Source organism: Epilithonimonas zeae, assembly GCF_900141765.1.
GTDB lineage: Bacteria > Bacteroidota > Bacteroidia > Flavobacteriales > Weeksellaceae > Epilithonimonas > Epilithonimonas zeae.
Genome location: NZ_FSRK01000001.1, coordinates 515,981 through 532,814 on the forward strand (window position 1 = coordinate 515,981; position 16,834 = coordinate 532,814).

12 protein-coding genes are annotated in these 16,834 nt (G+C 37.7%); all 12 read left to right on the top strand.

The window, feature by feature from the left end:
• Window positions 1-12: 12 nt before the first annotated feature.
• The 12 genes from BUR19_RS02300 (at window position 13) to ilvC (ending at window position 16,602) form a co-directional block, all read left to right on the top strand.
• Complete coding sequence (locus tag BUR19_RS02300; protein WP_074233316.1) at window positions 13-1,359, top strand: SusE domain-containing protein; 1,347 nt, start codon at window positions 13-15, stop codon at window positions 1,357-1,359.
• Window positions 1,360-1,518: 159 nt separating this feature from the next.
• The gene (locus tag BUR19_RS02305; protein WP_074233317.1) at window positions 1,519-3,675 is read left to right on the top strand and encodes a glycoside hydrolase family 97 protein; all 2,157 of its coding nucleotides are present in this window, start codon (window positions 1,519-1,521) and stop codon (window positions 3,673-3,675) included.
• A gap of 255 nt (window positions 3,676-3,930) precedes the next feature.
• Window positions 3,931-4,926, top strand: coding sequence for a bile acid:sodium symporter family protein (locus tag BUR19_RS02310; RefSeq protein ID WP_074235512.1), 996 nt, complete (start codon window positions 3,931-3,933; stop codon window positions 4,924-4,926).
• A 77-nt stretch (window positions 4,927-5,003) separates the two neighbouring features.
• Window positions 5,004-6,851, top strand: coding sequence for a glycoside hydrolase family 13 protein (locus tag BUR19_RS02315; RefSeq protein WP_074233318.1), 1,848 nt, complete (start codon window positions 5,004-5,006; stop codon window positions 6,849-6,851).
• Window positions 6,852-6,923: 72 nt separating this feature from the next.
• Window positions 6,924-7,397, top strand: coding sequence for a DUF1572 domain-containing protein (locus tag BUR19_RS02320; protein ID WP_074233319.1), 474 nt, complete (start codon window positions 6,924-6,926; stop codon window positions 7,395-7,397).
• 6 nt (window positions 7,398-7,403) lie between these two features.
• Entirely contained in the window at window positions 7,404-7,922 is a 519-nt protein-coding gene (locus tag BUR19_RS02325) for a nuclear transport factor 2 family protein (protein WP_074233320.1), read from the top strand.
• Between the two features lie 21 nt (window positions 7,923-7,943).
• Window positions 7,944-9,323, top strand: a complete 1,380-nt coding sequence (locus BUR19_RS02330) for an MFS transporter (RefSeq protein WP_074233321.1) — start codon at window positions 7,944-7,946, stop codon at window positions 9,321-9,323.
• A gap of 704 nt (window positions 9,324-10,027) precedes the next feature.
• Window positions 10,028-10,930, top strand: a complete 903-nt coding sequence (locus BUR19_RS02335) for a branched-chain amino acid transaminase (RefSeq protein WP_074233322.1) — start codon at window positions 10,028-10,030, stop codon at window positions 10,928-10,930.
• Window positions 10,923-12,608 (top strand): dihydroxy-acid dehydratase, encoded by a 1,686-nt coding sequence (ilvD, locus tag BUR19_RS02340; RefSeq protein ID WP_074233323.1) that lies wholly within the window; start codon window positions 10,923-10,925, stop codon window positions 12,606-12,608. Before BUR19_RS02335 ends, ilvD begins: the two co-directional genes overlap by 8 nt.
• Window positions 12,609-12,684: 76 nt before the next feature.
• Window positions 12,685-14,427, top strand: a complete 1,743-nt coding sequence (ilvB, locus tag BUR19_RS02345; RefSeq protein ID WP_074233324.1) for a biosynthetic-type acetolactate synthase large subunit — start codon at window positions 12,685-12,687, stop codon at window positions 14,425-14,427.
• 7 nt (window positions 14,428-14,434) lie between these two features.
• Window positions 14,435-15,025, top strand: a complete 591-nt coding sequence (gene ilvN, locus BUR19_RS02350) for an acetolactate synthase small subunit (protein ID WP_074233325.1) — start codon at window positions 14,435-14,437, stop codon at window positions 15,023-15,025.
• Between the two features lie 95 nt (window positions 15,026-15,120).
• Window positions 15,121-16,602, top strand: coding sequence for a ketol-acid reductoisomerase (gene ilvC / locus BUR19_RS02355; RefSeq protein WP_074233326.1), 1,482 nt, complete (start codon window positions 15,121-15,123; stop codon window positions 16,600-16,602).
• The last annotated feature ends 232 nt before the right edge of the window (window positions 16,603-16,834 follow it).

Below are 16,834 nucleotides of genomic sequence, written 5' to 3' on the forward strand. Positions count from 1 at the left end.
AATTATTAGAATATGAAAAATATATTTAAATTATTATTTGCATCATTGCTTGTTACAATCGTTTTTGTAGCTTGTGATAATGATGCTGACAGAGACTGGACTTCACCAGAGGCTAGTTTCAAATTATATGACACTACTTTAGGAAGTAATGTGTTATATGAAACAATGAAGGATAATCCTTTTACCCTAACTTGGGATAAAACAGGCTCTTCAGAATCTACTATCGTATTTTCAACGACAGAAGATTTTGCAAATAAAATGACTTTAGGCACTTCTACTAGTAATACATTTACTACAACGATAGGTGATATTAATAGTAAATTTCTTCAAGCTGGTTTATCAACATATGCATCTTCAAATGTTTATCTACGTATAGAAGCAGGTGCAGAAGTTTCTAATACAATTAATTTTGCAGTAACACCGTATCCAGTAGCTGGACCTGTTATCACGGCTCCTACTTCTGGTAGTGTGGTAAGCTTAGATGTAAATAAACCGGATGATCTTATCAAAATAAACTGGAGTGATTATTCATCTGGTATTGATGTGAAATATACTGTTAGTCTTGCTAAAAAAGGAGGCTCTTTCAGTAACTTGGGAACTGTTACTAGTACGGTTGCTAATCCTGTAAAATCACTTGAGTTAACAAGCAAAGATTTTGTATTTGCATTATTGAATGCCGGAGCGGCAGCTAATGTACAGTCAGAGTTTGATGTCAAAGTAACTGCTGAAACAAAATCAACAGGAACAATTACATTAGTTTCTGAGGTTGTGACTTTCAAAGCTACTCCTTATGAAGTGACTTCATATCTTTATGCACCGGGAGCATATCAAGGTTGGACTCCTGCTACAGCAGAAAGTTTGATTTCTCCAAAAAGTGATGGCATCTATACAGGGTATATTAAGTTTACAGAGGCAAATTCTGAATTTAAGATTACAACTGCAAGAAATTGGGATAATAGCTATGGTACAACAGATAACGTAAATCTTATTTATAACGGAGGAGGTAATCTAAAAGCTCCAAATACAGGTTATCAAAAATTGACTGTAAATACAAACACGCTTGTATTCTCATTAGAAGCATATTCTTGGGGACTAATTGGTGATGCTACACCTGGAGGATGGGATGCTGATACCGATATGACTTGGAATAGTTCTAACCAAACTTGGGAAATTGCTAATATTGCACTCGTGGGTGGGAAAAATATCAAATTCCGACTAAATGATGCTTGGACTACCAATTATGGTGGATCTGGTGGAAACCTAGTTTCAGGTGGTAGTGATATTCAAGTGGCTGAATCAGGAAACTACAAAATTGTTTTAGATTTGGTTAACTTAAAATATTCAGTTATTAAGCTTTAAACCTTAAAAATCATATAGAAAAGTGTTGCGGTTTCGCAGCACTTTTTTTATATTGTACAACATATATAAACCTTAGAAAAATGAAATCGCCATTGGCTATTTTTTATTAATTAGTTAATAAGCGATTCCATTTGACCTTAAAAAAATAAATTTAGTCAAATGAAAAAATTCACCATTGGAGCAGCTTTGCTTACTATGATGTTTAACGGAGTTTATGCTCAAAGTCTAAAGTCTCCGGACGGAAAATTTGAAATGAATTTCCAATTGAAAAACGGCGTTCCAGTTTATAATCTGAAATATAACGGAAACGTAGTTGTAGAAGATTCTAAATTAGGATTAAGACTGTTCAAAGATTCTTCTATCAAATTCGCTTCCGAGATTGCAAAACCGGAAGATGCAAGTTTTGACCTCAATAACGGCTTCACAAAAACAGCAGAGAAGAGAGATTCTAAAAACGAAACTTGGCAGCCGATTCTTGGAGAAAAGAAAAACTACATCAACAATTACAACGAGTTAGCATTGACGCTGAATCAAACTTCTTCCGACAGAAGTATTGTTGTAAAATTCAGGTTATTCAATGATGGATTAGGATTCAGATACGAGTTCCCTCAACAAAAAAATCTGAATTATTTCGTAATCAGAGAAGAAGATTCTGAAATCGATTTTCCAACCGATATGAAGGCTTGGTGGATTGTTGCAGATTACGATTCTCAGGAATACCAGTATCAGACTACTAAAATTTCCGAAATCCCGGCTCAATGGCCAAAAGCTTTTGATTCCAACGCTTCACAGACTTTGATCAAAAATGCAGTTCAGTCACCTTTGATGTTGAAAAAAGAAGGAAAAGACCAGTTGTATATCAATGTTGGAGAAGCTGCAGTTTTGGATTATCCGGCTTCACATTTAGAGGTGGATGCTCAGAATTTCAAATTCAAAACGCATTTAACAGCTGACAGGCAAGGCGCGAAAGGTTATATTCAAACACCGACTGTGACGCCATGGAGAACCATTATCGTTGCGCCAAAAGCAGAAGATGTAATGGCTTCTAAAATGATGTTCAATCTGAACGAACCTACTAAATATAAAGACACTTCATACATCAAACCAACCAAATATATGGGCGTTTGGTGGGAAATGATTATCGGGAAATCACAATGGGCATACTCAACAGCAGAAAATGTTCACATCGGAAAAACCGATTTTTCTAAATTGACGCCCAACGGAAAGCACGCAGCAAACAATACAAAAGTTAAAGAATACATCGATTTCGCTTCAGCAAACGGTTTCCAAGGCTTGCTTATCGAAGGCTGGAACACAGGTTGGGAAGATTGGTTTGGACATTCCAAAGAATTCGTTTTTGATTTCATCACGCCTTACCCAGATTTTGATATCAAAATGCTGAATGATTATGCGCATTCAAAAGGCATCAATTTGATTATGCACCACGAGACTTCCGGTTCAGCAACCAACTATGAAAGATGGGCAGATGATGCGTTCAAATTGATGAATAAATATGGTTACAAATCTGTGAAAACGGGTTATGTAGGCGACATCATTCCAAGAGGAGAGCACCATTATTCTCAGTGGACAATCAACCATTTCTACAGAATTGCAGAGAAAGCTAATGATTATAAGATTATGGTCAACTCTCACGAATCGGTTCGTCCTGGCGGAGAAAGCAGAACCTATCCAAACTGGATTTCTGCAGAAGCAGCTCGTGGAACAGAGTACGAAGCTTTCGGTGGAAACAAACCAGACCATCAGACGATTTTGCCTTTCACACGTTGGATGGGCGGTTCTATGGACTACACGCCGGGGATTTTCCAGACTAAGTTAGATTACTATTTCCCGGGTGACAAACGTTTCGTTCAGACGACTTTGGCAAAACAATTGGCGCTTTACGTCGTGATGTATATGCCTCTTCAAATGGCGGCAGATTTACCGGAGAATTACGCAAAGCATATGGACGCATTCCAGTTCATTAAGGACGTTGCTGCAGATTGGGACGACACCAAAATCCTTTCCGCGGAACCTGGAGACTACATCCACACGGCGCGTAAAGCAAAAGGAACTGAAAACTGGTTCGTAGGTGGCGTTACCGACGAAAATCCAAGAGATTACACCGTAGATTTCTCTTTCCTCGACAAAGGCAAAAAGTACGAAGCAACAGTTTACGAAGACGGTAAAGATGCCGATTACATCAACAATCCGCAGAGTTACAAAATCTACAAAAAGACAGTGGACAGCAAAACCAAACTTCCAATCCATTTGGTAAGAAGCGGTGGTTACGCCATTTCCCTGAAACCCATAAAATAATAAAAAATTCCCCTTCCCTGAAGGGGAGATTTTCGAACTTGTTCGAAAATCGGGGGTAGTTTTTTTAGGAGCTTAATCCCGCTATCCGCTATATCTTTTTTGTTTTATCAAGTTTTGTCATCAAATCCAGATTTCAACAAAACAAAAAAGGATGCCGCTACTATCGGGGCTATAGGTTTCCACTTCAATCAAAACTTTGTCAAGGTTAAGGCTTTGACAAAGTTTTTCTTAATTTTTTTTTCAAAATCCTCTGATATGAATTGGATTTCCAAACTTTTCAACAAACAAAATATCTTTCTTTTCCTACTGATAGGAATGGTCATCTTGGCGAAAGTCATTCCCTTCCACGAATCCTACAACCAATATTTCAATCTGGCCGGATTTATAGATTGGGGAATTGCCGGAATTTTTCTATTGTATGGACTGAAACTTAATCTGAAAGAAGTCGTAAAAGATGTCTCCAACTGGAAACTGCATTTGCTGATTCAGTCTGGAACTTTCATTATTTTTCCATTTCTTGCATTGATGTTTTATCCTTTTTTGAAAGACACAAATTATGAAAATATCTGGCTTTCAGTTTTCTTTTTAGCTTGTTTGCCATCCACGGTTTCATCGTCAGTCGTAATGGTTTCCATCGCAAAAGGAAATGTCACTTCAGCAATTTTCAACGCATCGATTTCAGGAATTATCGGAATTGTAATGACGCCACTTTTGATGAGTTTTTTCCTGACATCAGACGGAGAAGGAGGCAATCAATCGGAAATCATCCAGCAATTATTATTGAAAGTTTTGCTCCCAATCATCTTAGGAATTTTACTCAATCCAATCTTCAAAAAATGGGTAGCCAAATATGCGAATGTCATCGCAGAATTTGACCGGCTGATTATTTTGCTCATCGTTTACGAAAGTTTTTCAACAGCGTTTATTGAGAATATTTTTGTAGCCGTGCCTTCATTTGTGTTTGTTGCATTGGCTTTTAGTGTAGTCTTTTTGTTTTTTGCAACTTACTACATTCTAAAATTCATAGCAGAAAAACTGAATTTTAAAAAGAAAGATGTAATCACAACAACCTTTTGTGGTTCAAAAAAATCCTTAGTTCACGGGAGTTTGTTTCTCTTGGTTTTAGGAATTCAGGATGACCAGAAAGTTTTGTTTTTGTTACCAGTAATGATATATCATAGTTTTCAATTATTCTATGTAAGTTGGCTAGCAAATAAAATCGCAAAAAGAACAGATGTTAACGAGATTTAATTTTATAATTGAATTGATAATCAATCATCAGAAATTTATTTAAATTTAATATATAGACCTTAAAATAAATTAACCTTATGAAAAAAATATTCACGATTTCTTCCATAGTATTTTCTTCTATTTTCTATTCTCAGGTTCAGAAAGTAGAACCGGCATTTTGGTGGAGCGGAATGAAAAATACTGAACTACAATTGTTGGTTTACGGAAAAGATATCCAAAATCTTCAGCCAGAATTCTCAAACGGAATCAAAATAAAAGAAGTTAAAAAAGTCGAAAACCCGAATTACCTTTTTGTAACCATCGACACAAACGGCGTTCAGCCACAAAAAGCAAAACTGAATTTCAAAAACGGAAACAAAACCGTCAAAACCATCGATTACGAATTCAAGCAAAGACAACAAAACTCAGCAAACAGAGATTCTTACACTTCTTCGGATGTAATGTATCTGATAATGCCGGATAGATTTGCCAACGGAAACCCAAAGAATGACAATACACCTGATACAGCCGAAAAATCGGACAGAACGAAAAACGGTGGACGCCACGGTGGAGACATTGCGGGTATTGTAAAAAATCTGGATTACCTGAGCGAATTAGGTGTTACAACACTTTGGAACACACCTTTGCTGGAGGATAACGAACCAAGTTATTCTTACCACGGTTATGCCCAAAGCGATTATTACAAGATAGACCCGCGTTACGGAACCAACGATGATTACAAAAATCTGGCTGACGAACTTCACAAAAGAAAAATGAAACTCGTGATGGATTATGTGACCAATCACTGGGGTTCAAAAAGCTGGATTATCAAAGACTTACCAGCGAAGGATTGGATTCATTATTGGAATGGACAGGAAAATGGTTTCCAGAGAAGTAATTACAGAATGACAACCCAGTTTGACACAAACGCCGCAAAAGTTGACGAAGCAGCTTGTATGGATGGCTGGTTCGATACCACAATGCCGGATATGAACCAAAGTAATCCAATGGTTGTTAATTATATGGCCCAGAATGCGATTTGGTGGATAGAATATGCTGGTTTGGACGGTTTCCGTGTGGATACGTATTCTTACAACGACAAAAAAGGAATTGCAGATTGGACAAAACGTATTACTGACGAGTATCCGAAATTCAATATTGTTGGAGAGGTTTGGATGCACGACCAGGCGCAGATGTCTTATTGGCAGAAGGATTCCAAGATTGCAGCGATAGAAGGTTACAATTCTTATCTGCCATCTGTGATGGATTTTACGCTTCACGATGCTCTGGGGCAGGTTTTCCGCGAAGATTCTGGCTGGGATTCCGGGATGCAGAGAGTTTATGACAATTTTGCAAACGATTTTCTTTACCCTAATATCAATAATATTTTGGTTTTTGCCGAGAATCACGATACGAATAGATTTAATCAGATTTTCCCTAAAGTTGAAGATTACAAACTGGCAATGAGCTTGATTTTGACCGTTCGTGGAATTCCACAGTTGTATTACGGTTCCGAAATCGGAATGGCTGGAGATAAGAATAACGGCGGCGATGGCGAGATCCGTAAAGATTTTCCAGGAGGCTGGCCTGGCGACGCAAATAACGCATTCACGAAATCAGGAAGAACAGCATCTCAAAACGAATATTTTGATTTTACCAAAAAACTTCTGAACTGGAGAAAAACAAACGAAGCAGTTCACACCGGAAAAACTTTGCATTACATCCCGAACAACAATGTTTACGTTTACTTCCGATATACGGATAGCAAAAGAGTAATGGTTGTCATCAATAACAATAAAGAAACTCAAAATCTGGATTTGAAACGTTTTTCTGAAGGTTTAAAGAATTTTAGAACAGGAAAAGATATTATCTCTGACAAAGATTTTGATTTGAAAACAAATTTATCTGTCGCTGGAAAATCTTCATTAATTTTAGAATTGAAATAATAACTTCCCAAACCAAGAAAATGTAATTGAGTTTCCGAACAAATTTTTACATTAGTTTAATATATTTCAGATATGAAAAATCAATTACAACTGGCAAATCGTTTCAGGGAAGTCATCCTGAATGGAACTTGGATTGCGAACACGAATTTTAAAGACCAATTGGAAAATTTGGATTATAAAATGTCTACGGCTAAGTTTCAGAATCTAAATACGATTTCTGTTCTTGCACAGCATATTCATTATTATATCAAAGGAATCAAAAACGTTTTGCTTGGTGGTAGTTTGGAAATAAGAGATAAATTCAGTTTCGATTTTCCACCTCTAGAATCTCAAGAGCAATGGGACAATTTTCTTGATGGTTTTTGGAACGATTCTGAGGAATTTGCAAAATTGATAGAAAATTTACCTGATGAAAAACTCGATGCAGATTTTGTTGATGAAAAGTATGGAACTTATATCAGAAACATTGATGGAATGATAGAACATAGCTACTATCACCTTGGTCAGATTGTGTTAATTAAAAAAATTATAGAAACTCAAAAATAAAATCAAATGAAGAAAATAATTTCACTCTTTCTACTGTCATCGTTCTTAATATTTTCCAATTCAGTTCTGGCTCAGAAAAAAGGCTTTTATGAGAATGTTCAGAAAAAGAATATCAACAAACTGTTAGATGATTTCAATACGTTTGCAGCTGATGCAGATTTTGATAAATATTTTGATTGCTTTGCAGAAGAATCTACTTTCATCGGAACAGACGCGACCGAAGTCTGGAATAAAAAAGAATTCAAAGATTGGGCAAAACCATTTTTCGACAAAAAAACAACTTGGAACTTCAAATCTTTAAAACGAAATATCTATTTCAGCAAAGACGGAAATTACGCTTGGTTTGATGAAATCCTCGGCACACAAATGAAAATCTGCAGAGGTTCAGGTGTAGTAGAAAAAATTGGTGGAAAATGGAAAATCAAACAATACGTTCTTTCCGCAACAATCCCAAATGAAGTAATAGATGAAGTCACCAAAATCAAAACGCCAATTGAAGATGCTTTGATTCAGAAATTAAAATAATATATAAAACCTTAAAAATAAATGACAAAAAAAATAAAACCAAATCTCTCAATGGCTCAGATTATCAATATGAGTATGGGATTTTTGGGAATTCAAATGGCTTTTGGTTTACAGAACGGTAATGCCAGCAGAATTTTGGCAAATCTTGGAGCGGACGTTCACGAACTATCTTGGTTTTGGCTGGTTGCGCCTGTTACAGGATTAATCGTTCAGCCGATTATTGGACATATGGGAGATAACACTTGGAGTCCATTGGGAAGAAGAAAACCATATTTTTTGATTGGTGCAGTGCTGTGTGCGATTGGATTAGTTTTACTTCCAAACGCTGCTTCTGTGACTAATCTTATCGCTGCAAATGTATTATTACTTGCGGTAATTTTCTTAGCGATGATGGATGCTTCTATCAATGTTGCAATGGAACCTTTCCGCGCTTTGGTTGGAGATATGCTTCCGAAACATCAGGGAACAATCGGGTTTTCTGTTCAGACAATTTTGATTGGAATCGGAGCTGTAATCGGTTCTTATCTTCCGGATTGGCTGACCAAATTAGGAATCTCGAATGTTGCTCCAGAGGGATTTGTAGCGGATAACGTAATTTTCTCTTTTTATGTTGGTGCAGGATTTTTGATTCTGACCATTCTTTACACGATTTTCACAACTAAGGAATATTCTCCGGAAGAATTTGCAGCTTTCGAAGATGGGAAAGAAGTTGCAGAACCTTCCAAATTTTCAGATATATTCAAGGATTTTGCGAATATTCCGACTCAGATGAAAAGATTGGGCATTGTTCAGTTCTTCTCTTGGTTTGCACTATTTACAATGTGGGTTTTCACAACAAGTGCTTTGGCAACGCATCATTTTGGATTATCGCCGGACGATACACATTCGGAAGCGTTTAACAATGCTGGAGATCTGACTGGGAAATTATTCGGAATGTATAATCTTTGGGCAATTCCATTTGCTTTTCTATTGACACCAATTGCTAAATTCCTTGGTAAAAAGCAAACCCACGCTTTGGCTTTGTTCTCAGGAGGTTTGGGATTGATATCGATGTATTTTATAAAAGATACGTCGTTGCTTTGGATTTCGATGATAGGATTGGGATTTGCCTGGGCAAGCATTTTAGCAATGCCATATGCAATGTTGATAGAAGTAATTCCACAGAGAAAAATGGGGGTTTATATGGGAATTTTTAATTTCTTCATTGTAATTCCTCAAATCATTAATGGAATTTTCGGTGGACCAATTGTATCGAACATTTTTGGAAAAATGGCGATTGATTATGTTGTTGTTGGTGGAGTTTGTATGTTGATCGGTGCTGTCGTAACGATGGTTTTCATTAGATCAGAAGACGAAACTCCAAAAGAAATCGAAGAAGAAATCCAGCAGGTTCATTTTTAATGATGGTTTATAAAAAGATTCTAATATCAAGTATTTTACTGATAATTCTTTCTGTAATAATGTTTATAGTCGGAGTTAGTTTTTTTGCTTATACAGGAAACCAACTGAATCCGATAATTATTAAATTGGGAGAAATCAGTTTTGCTTTTTGGTTGCCGGCTTTGATTTTAGGAATTATTTTATTTTTTATTTCTATAATTTTAGCAGTAATAAAGAAACCGAAATAATATTAGAATCTATTTTTCTTATTAATACAAAATCCACCAATCGGTGGATTTTTCGTTTTTCTTAAATAGAATTTGACAAAAAATTAAAATATAACACCAAAATATAAGATTCAAAGTAAAATTTTAGGCGTCGTAATTTTTTCATCTTTCATAAGTTGAAAACCAATGCCTTATGTATAGTTTTCTTTTTGATGAATATCGTAAAAATATCTATATTCTATATGTTTTTGATAGATATGAAAAGAATTTTTTGCGAAAAAACCAATGTTTATGAAAATTAGTTTCTACATTTGTACCGTTCAAAACAAACAGATGAATAACACAATTATTATTCTTGTCATTTCTGTCATTATCGGATTCCGGTGGTGAGTGATGGCTTGTGATAATTATTGAATTGAAATAATACAGACCATTCTCACCACGAGGATGGTTTTTTATTTTCCTAAATCTAACAAACAAATATAAAATCAATACAAAATGTATTACAATGACGACAGTGTTCTCTTTTTTGATGGGGAATATGTAAAAGCAAAAGAAGCCAAGACCGACTTGTACGGTCAATCGTTACACTACGGATATGCTGTTTTCGAAGGAATTAAATCTTACAAAACTGCGAACGGAACCAAGATTTTCAAAGCAGAAGAACATTACGACAGACTAAGAAGGTCTGCCCAAACGATGATGATGCCTTTCGATTATTCGACCGAAGAAATGGTTGAAGCAACGTACAAATTATTGGAAATTAATAATTTATCAAACGCATACATTCGCCCGTTGGTCATTTGTTCTCCAAATATGGCTCTGTCAAAAGGACAAAAAAGTTATCTCGTTATCGAGGTTTGGAATTGGGATAATGGTTATATGGCCAATCAAATGCGAATTATGACGTCATCATTTGAACGTCCAAATCCAAAAGCTTTCAAGGTTGAAGCAAAAGTAAGCGGTCATTATGTGAACTCAATTTTGGCTTGTCAGGAAGCAAAAGACAAAGGTTTTGATGAAGCTTTGGTTCTTGACGCTGACGGAAATGTGGCAGAAAGTTCCGGCGCCAATATCTTCTTCGAGAAAGACGGAAAACTTTTCACACCTGCAAAAGGAAGTATTCTTCCAGGAATCACAAGAGCAACAGTTTTCGAAATCTGCAACCAACTGGGAATTCCTTACGAGGAAAAATTCTTTAAACCGGAAGAAATGAAAGGCGCAGACGCTGGTTTTTTCTGCGGAACAGCGGCCGAAATCGTAGCATTAGGTTCGCTTGATGACGTTCCTTTCAAACTGAATTGGGAAGAGAGTTTAGCATCAAAAATTCAAACAGCTTACCGTCATTTGGTGTTAGAAGAAGATTATTCATACTTGAAATCAAACTTGCAATATGTGTAACGTAGAACTGAACAAATATTCCAAAACCCTCACAAAAGACCCGACACAACCTGCAACTCAGGCAATGTTTTACGGAATCGGTTTTGAAGAAGAGGATTTCGACAAAGCGCAAATTGGAATCGCAAGTATGGGCTACGATGGCAACACTTGTAATATGCACCTTAATGGTTTGGCGGAGATTGTAAAAAAAGGAGTCAAAGAACAAAACTTAGTAGGATTGATGTTCCACACTATCGGTATCAGCGACGGAATGACCAATGGAACAGACGGAATGCGTTATTCGCTGGTAAGTCGCGACATTATTGCAGATTCCATCGAAGCCGTTTGTGCAGGACAATATTACGATGGATTAATTACCGTTCCGGGTTGCGACAAAAATATGCCGGGTTCTTTGATGGCAATGGCTCGTCTCGACCGTCCTTCGATAATGGTTTATGGCGGAAGTATTGCGCCCGGACATTACAAAGGTCAGGATTTGAACATCGTTTCTGCTTTCGAAGCTTTGGGAAATAAAATCGCAGGGAAAATTTCTGACGAAGATTTCAAAGGTGTGATAAAAAATTCCTGTCCAAGCGCCGGAGCGTGTGGCGGAATGTACACAGCAAACACAATGGCTTCCGCAATCGAAGCGCTCGGAATGAGTTTGCCGTATTCGTCATCTTATCCGGCTTTAAGCAAAGAGAAAAATGAAGAATGCAAATTCGCCGGTCATTACGTGAAAATCCTTTTGGAAAAAGACATCAAACCATCCGATATAATGACGCCAAAAGCTTTCGAAAATGCATTGAGGTTAATTATGATTTTAGGTGGAAGTACCAATGCGGTTCTGCATTTTATTGCGATTGCAAAATCTATCGGATACGATTTGACTTTAGATGATTTCCAAAAAATAAGTGACGAAACACCATTTTTGGCTGACCTTAAACCAAGCGGGAAATACCTGATGGAAGACCTTCATAACGTTGGCGGTGTTCCTGCGGTGATGAAATATCTGTTGGATTTAGGCTTACTTCACGGCGATTGCTTGACAGTAACAGGAAAAACGATTTCCGAAAATCTGGAGCACGTCACATCAATTATCGACAGAGAACAAAATATCATTCACGATATCAAAGACCCAATCAAACCAACCGGACATATCAGAATTTTGTACGGAAATCTTGCCGAGAAAGGTTCTGTTGCGAAAATCACAGGCAAAGAAGGCGATTATTTCAAAGGAAGAGCAATCGTTTTTGACGGCGAAAAAGAATTCATCAAAGGAATTGAAGATAAAAAAATTCAGGAAGGAAATGTGGTTGTAATCAAAAATGAAGGTCCAAAAGGCGCACCCGGAATGCCGGAAATGTTAAAGCCAACTTCCGCTTTAATGGGGTCAGGCTTAGGTAAAAATGTAGCATTGATTACAGACGGAAGATTTTCTGGAGGAACACACGGTTTCGTGGTTGGTCACATTACACCCGAAGCTTTTTCCGGAGGTTTGATTGGTTTAATAAAAGACGGTGATATGATTGAATTGGATGCAGAGAAAAATACCATTAATGCACTTCTCTCGGACGAAGAAATCGCTAAAAGAAAAGCTGAGTTCCAACAACCGGAATACAAAGTGAAACGTGGCGTACTGTACAAATACGCCAAGTCTGTAGCCGATGCATCACAAGGTTGTGTAACTGATTTATAAATCAATAAGAACGGACTTTAGCCCGTTTTCTTCAGCAAAAATTATTGGGCTTTAGCCAAAATTTAAAACATTTAGTATGAGTAATACCATTTCACAAATAGAAAATACAAAATTAGAACAGCGGAAAACCATAGAAATATCTGGTTCCAAAGCCGTTTTAGAAGCATTGCTAGCAGAAAATGTACAAACAGTTTTCGGTTATCCGGGTGGCGCAATTATGCCAATCTACGATGCTTTATATGACTATTCCGAAAAACTGAAACATATTTTGGTTCGTCACGAGCAAGGCGCAATTCACGCAGCTCAGGGATTCGCTAGAAGCTCCGGAAAAACAGGCGTTGTATTTGCAACAAGTGGTCCGGGCGCTACCAATTTAGTAACAGGTTTGGCTGATGCTATGATAGATAGCAATCCGATTGTCTGTATTACAGGTCAGGTTTTTGCCTCACTTTTAGGAACTGATGCTTTTCAGGAAACGGACGTCATTAACATCACAACGCCAGTCACAAAATGGAATTATCAGGTGACTGATGCTACTGAAATTCCGGAAGCGATTGCCAAAGCATTTCACATCGCAAGCACAGGTCGTCCCGGACCGGTTTTGATTGATATTACTAAAAATGCTCAAATACAATTATTCGAATATTTGGGTTATAAAAAATGTAATCATATTAGAAGTTATCGTCCCGAACCGGAAATCAGACCCGAATATATTGAGCAAGCGGCGGAACTAATTAATCAAGCAAAAAAACCATTTGTTGTTTTCGGACAAGGTGTGATTTTAGGGAAAGCGGAAGAAGAATTTAAAGCGTTTATTGAAAAGGCAAATATTCCCGCAGCAGCAACTGTAATGGGATTGAGTGCTCTTCCAACCAATCATAAATTACACGTAGGAATGTTAGGAATGCACGGCAATTATGCACCAAACGTAATGACCAACGAATGTGATGTTCTGATTGCCGTCGGTATGCGTTTCGATGACCGAGTTACGGGACGGTTAGACAAATATGCGAAACAAGCAAAGATTATCCACCTGGATATTGACCCAGCCGAAATCGATAAAAATGTGAAAACCACAGTGCCGGTTTGGGGAAATTGCAAAAAGACTTTACCAATGTTAACTGCGCTTCTTAACGAAAGTGACCATTCAGCTTGGTTAAATGAATTTCGAGAACTGGAAAAAGAAGAAATCAAAGAAGTTATTCAGGAAGAACTCAATCCCACATCTGAAGTTTTGACTATGGGAGAGGTCATCAAAGTTCTGAATGATTTGACTAATGGCGACGCCATCATTGCAACAGACGTTGGTCAACACCAAATGGTCACTTGCCGATATGCGAAATTCAATAATTCAAAATCCAGCGTAACATCGGGCGGTTTGGGAACAATGGGATTTGGTTTGCCGGCAGCCATTGGAGCTTGGTATGGTGCACCTGAAAAAACGGTTGTTGCCATTATCGGAGACGGCGGATTCCAAATGACGTTGCAGGAATTGGGAACCATTATGCAGTTTGGAGCCAAGGTCAAAATTATGATTCTAAACAACGAATTCCTTGGAATGGTAAGACAGTGGCAGCAATTGTTCAACGAAAGACGCTATTCTTTCGTGAATATTACAAGCCCGGATTTCGTTGCAGTTGCCAAAGCTTATTACATCGATGGACAAAGGATTTCTGAAAGAGAAAATTTAAAACCTGCTTTGGAAACAATGCTAAATCACGACGGCGCCTATCTTTTGGAAGTAATGGTTGGAAAAGAAAATAACGTTTTTCCAATGGTAGCACAAGGAACTTCGGTTTCAGAAATCAGACTTAAATAAAATACAAATGGAAAAACAAGAATTTACCATCACATTATACACCGAAAATTCTGTTGGATTAATCGGCAGAATTTCAGGGATATTTTCACGAAGAAAAATCAATATTGAGAGTTTGAATACATCTCCTTCGGAAGTGGAAGGCATTCATAGATTTACAATTCTCATTAATGAAACTAAAGAAGTCGTAAGAAAACTTTGTCGACAGCTCGAGAAGCAGATTGACATTATGAAGGCTTATTTCAATACAGATGATGAGATTGTCTGGCAAGAGCAGGCACTTTACAAAGTCCCCGCAAATGTGATTACAGAGAAAGTTTATGTAGAAAGATTGCTTCGTCAGTACGGCGCATCCACAGTTGTGATTCGTCAGGATTATATCGTTTTCGAAACCGCTGGTCATCGTGAAGAAATTGACCGATTAACGGAAGAACTCAACAAATATGGTCTCATAGAATTTGTACGAGGTGCAAGAATCGCCATCATCAAAAACAGCAGAGGAATCCACGACAAAGTCCTCGAGTTCGAAAGGAGAGAACCTTCTCCTGAACTTATAGAGAATGAATATCTCGACAAACGAGACGACGTTTTCACAATGTAAAAAGTCCCAACGGACGATTTATTAAAAGATAGGATGTAATGCTATCAAAGCACATTATTACGATATAAAAATTAAACAAAATCAAGACAAAATAAATGGCAAATTATTTCAATACCTTATCACTCAGAGACCAGTTGTACCAGTTAGGACAGGCAGATTTTATGGACAGTTCAGAGTTTTCTGATGGTGTTTCCGCTTTGAAAGGGAAAAAAATTGTGGTTGTAGGATGTGGCGCTCAAGGTCTGAATCAAGGTTTGAATCTAAGAGACAGCGGACTGGATGTTTCCTATGCTTTGCGTCAAGAAGCAATCGACCAAAAGAGAGATTCCTGGAAAAATGCAACCGACAATAATTTCAAAGTAGGCACTTATGAAGAACTGATTCCAACTGCGGATTTGGTTATCAATTTAACACCCGACAAACAGCATACTTCAGTAATCAATGCCGTTCAACCTTTGATGAAACAGGGCGCAACTTTGTCCTATTCTCACGGGTTCAATATCGTGGAAGAAGGAATGCAAATTCGTAAAGATATCACGGTAATTATGGTTGCTCCAAAGTGTCCGGGTTCCGAAGTTCGCGCCGAATATCTGCGTGGTTTTGGTGTTCCAACTTTGATTGCCGTTCACCCAGAAAATGACCCTCAAGGAAAAGGTTGGGCAGAAGCAAAAGCTTATTGCGTAGGAACTGGCGGTCACAAAGCCGGCGTTTTGAAATCCTCTTTCGTAGCAGAAGTGAAGTCCGATTTGATGGGCGAGCAGACCATTTTATGTGGACTTTTGCAAACGGGTTCAATCCTTTCTTTCGACAAAATGGTGGAGAAAGGAATCGATGCAGGTTACGCTTCCAAATTGGTTCAGTACGGTGTTGAAGTTATCACAGAAGCTTTGAAACACGGCGGCGTGAGCGGAATGTTAGACAGACTTTCCAATCCTGCAAAGCTTAAAGCTTTTGAATTGTCAGAAGAATTGAAAGACATTATGCGTCCACTTTTCCAAAAACATCAAGACGATATCATCTCTGGCGAATTTTCCAAAACAATGATGGAAGATTGGGCAAACGGCGATAAAAACCTTTTGAAATGGCGAGCGGAAACAGGAGAAACTGCTTTCGAAAAAACACCTGCTGGAGATGTGAAAATAGATGAACAGGACTATTTTGACAATTATCTTTTGATGTTGGCCTTCATCCGAGCGGGTGTTGAACTGGCTTTCGAAACAATGATTGAAGCCGGAATCAAACCGGAATCCGCTTATTACGAATCACTTCACGAAACCCCTTTGATTGCCAATACCATAGCCAGAAAAAAATTGTTCGAAATGAACCGTGTGATTTCCGACACCGCAGAATACGGATGTTACCTTTTCGACCAGGCTTGCAAACCTTTGCTGGCGGATTTTATGAAATCAGTCGATACAAATTTGGTAGGTAAAAACTATAACGAAGGCAAAAAAGCTTCGGTTGACAACGCCCAATTGGTTCACGTGAACGATATTTTGAGAAATCATCCCGTAGAAATTGTTGGCAGAAAATTGCGTCAGGCAATGACCGCGATGAAGTCTATTAAAACAGTTTAAAATAATTATTTGGGCAACTTAATCCGCCTTCCGCTCCCAATTTTTTCACTCCACTACGTTGCGTAAAAAGAATTTCCGCTCAAGTCGGGTTGCAGATTCAGTGTAAAAGAAAAGTTGTCCAAAATTCAAATTTTGTCATTCCATAGAAAACCTGACGAAGTGGTTTATAACTGCTAAGATTCCTACGGAATGACAAATTGAATGTTTATTCTTTGCTAAGCGAAGCGACTTT

What these genes read in the sequence shown, in the direction of transcription:
- BUR19_RS02300 (WP_074233316.1), top strand. Translation starts at nt 13, where the DNA reads ATGAAAAATATATTTAAATTATTATTTGCATCATTGCTTGTTACAATC.
- BUR19_RS02305 (WP_074233317.1), top strand. Translation starts at nt 1,519, where the DNA reads ATGAAAAAATTCACCATTGGAGCAGCTTTGCTTACTATGATGTTTAAC.
- BUR19_RS02310 (WP_074235512.1), top strand. Translation starts at nt 3,931, where the DNA reads ATGAATTGGATTTCCAAACTTTTCAACAAACAAAATATCTTTCTTTTC.
- BUR19_RS02315 (WP_074233318.1), top strand. Translation starts at nt 5,004, where the DNA reads ATGAAAAAAATATTCACGATTTCTTCCATAGTATTTTCTTCTATTTTC.
- BUR19_RS02320 (WP_074233319.1), top strand. Translation starts at nt 6,924, where the DNA reads ATGAAAAATCAATTACAACTGGCAAATCGTTTCAGGGAAGTCATCCTG.
- BUR19_RS02325 (WP_074233320.1), top strand. Translation starts at nt 7,404, where the DNA reads ATGAAGAAAATAATTTCACTCTTTCTACTGTCATCGTTCTTAATATTT.
- BUR19_RS02330 (WP_074233321.1), top strand. Translation starts at nt 7,944, where the DNA reads ATGACAAAAAAAATAAAACCAAATCTCTCAATGGCTCAGATTATCAAT.
- BUR19_RS02335 (WP_074233322.1), top strand. Translation starts at nt 10,028, where the DNA reads ATGTATTACAATGACGACAGTGTTCTCTTTTTTGATGGGGAATATGTA.
- ilvD (WP_074233323.1), top strand. Translation starts at nt 10,923, where the DNA reads ATGTGTAACGTAGAACTGAACAAATATTCCAAAACCCTCACAAAAGAC.
- ilvB (WP_074233324.1), top strand. Translation starts at nt 12,685, where the DNA reads ATGAGTAATACCATTTCACAAATAGAAAATACAAAATTAGAACAGCGG.
- ilvN (WP_074233325.1), top strand. Translation starts at nt 14,435, where the DNA reads ATGGAAAAACAAGAATTTACCATCACATTATACACCGAAAATTCTGTT.
- ilvC (WP_074233326.1), top strand. Translation starts at nt 15,121, where the DNA reads ATGGCAAATTATTTCAATACCTTATCACTCAGAGACCAGTTGTACCAG.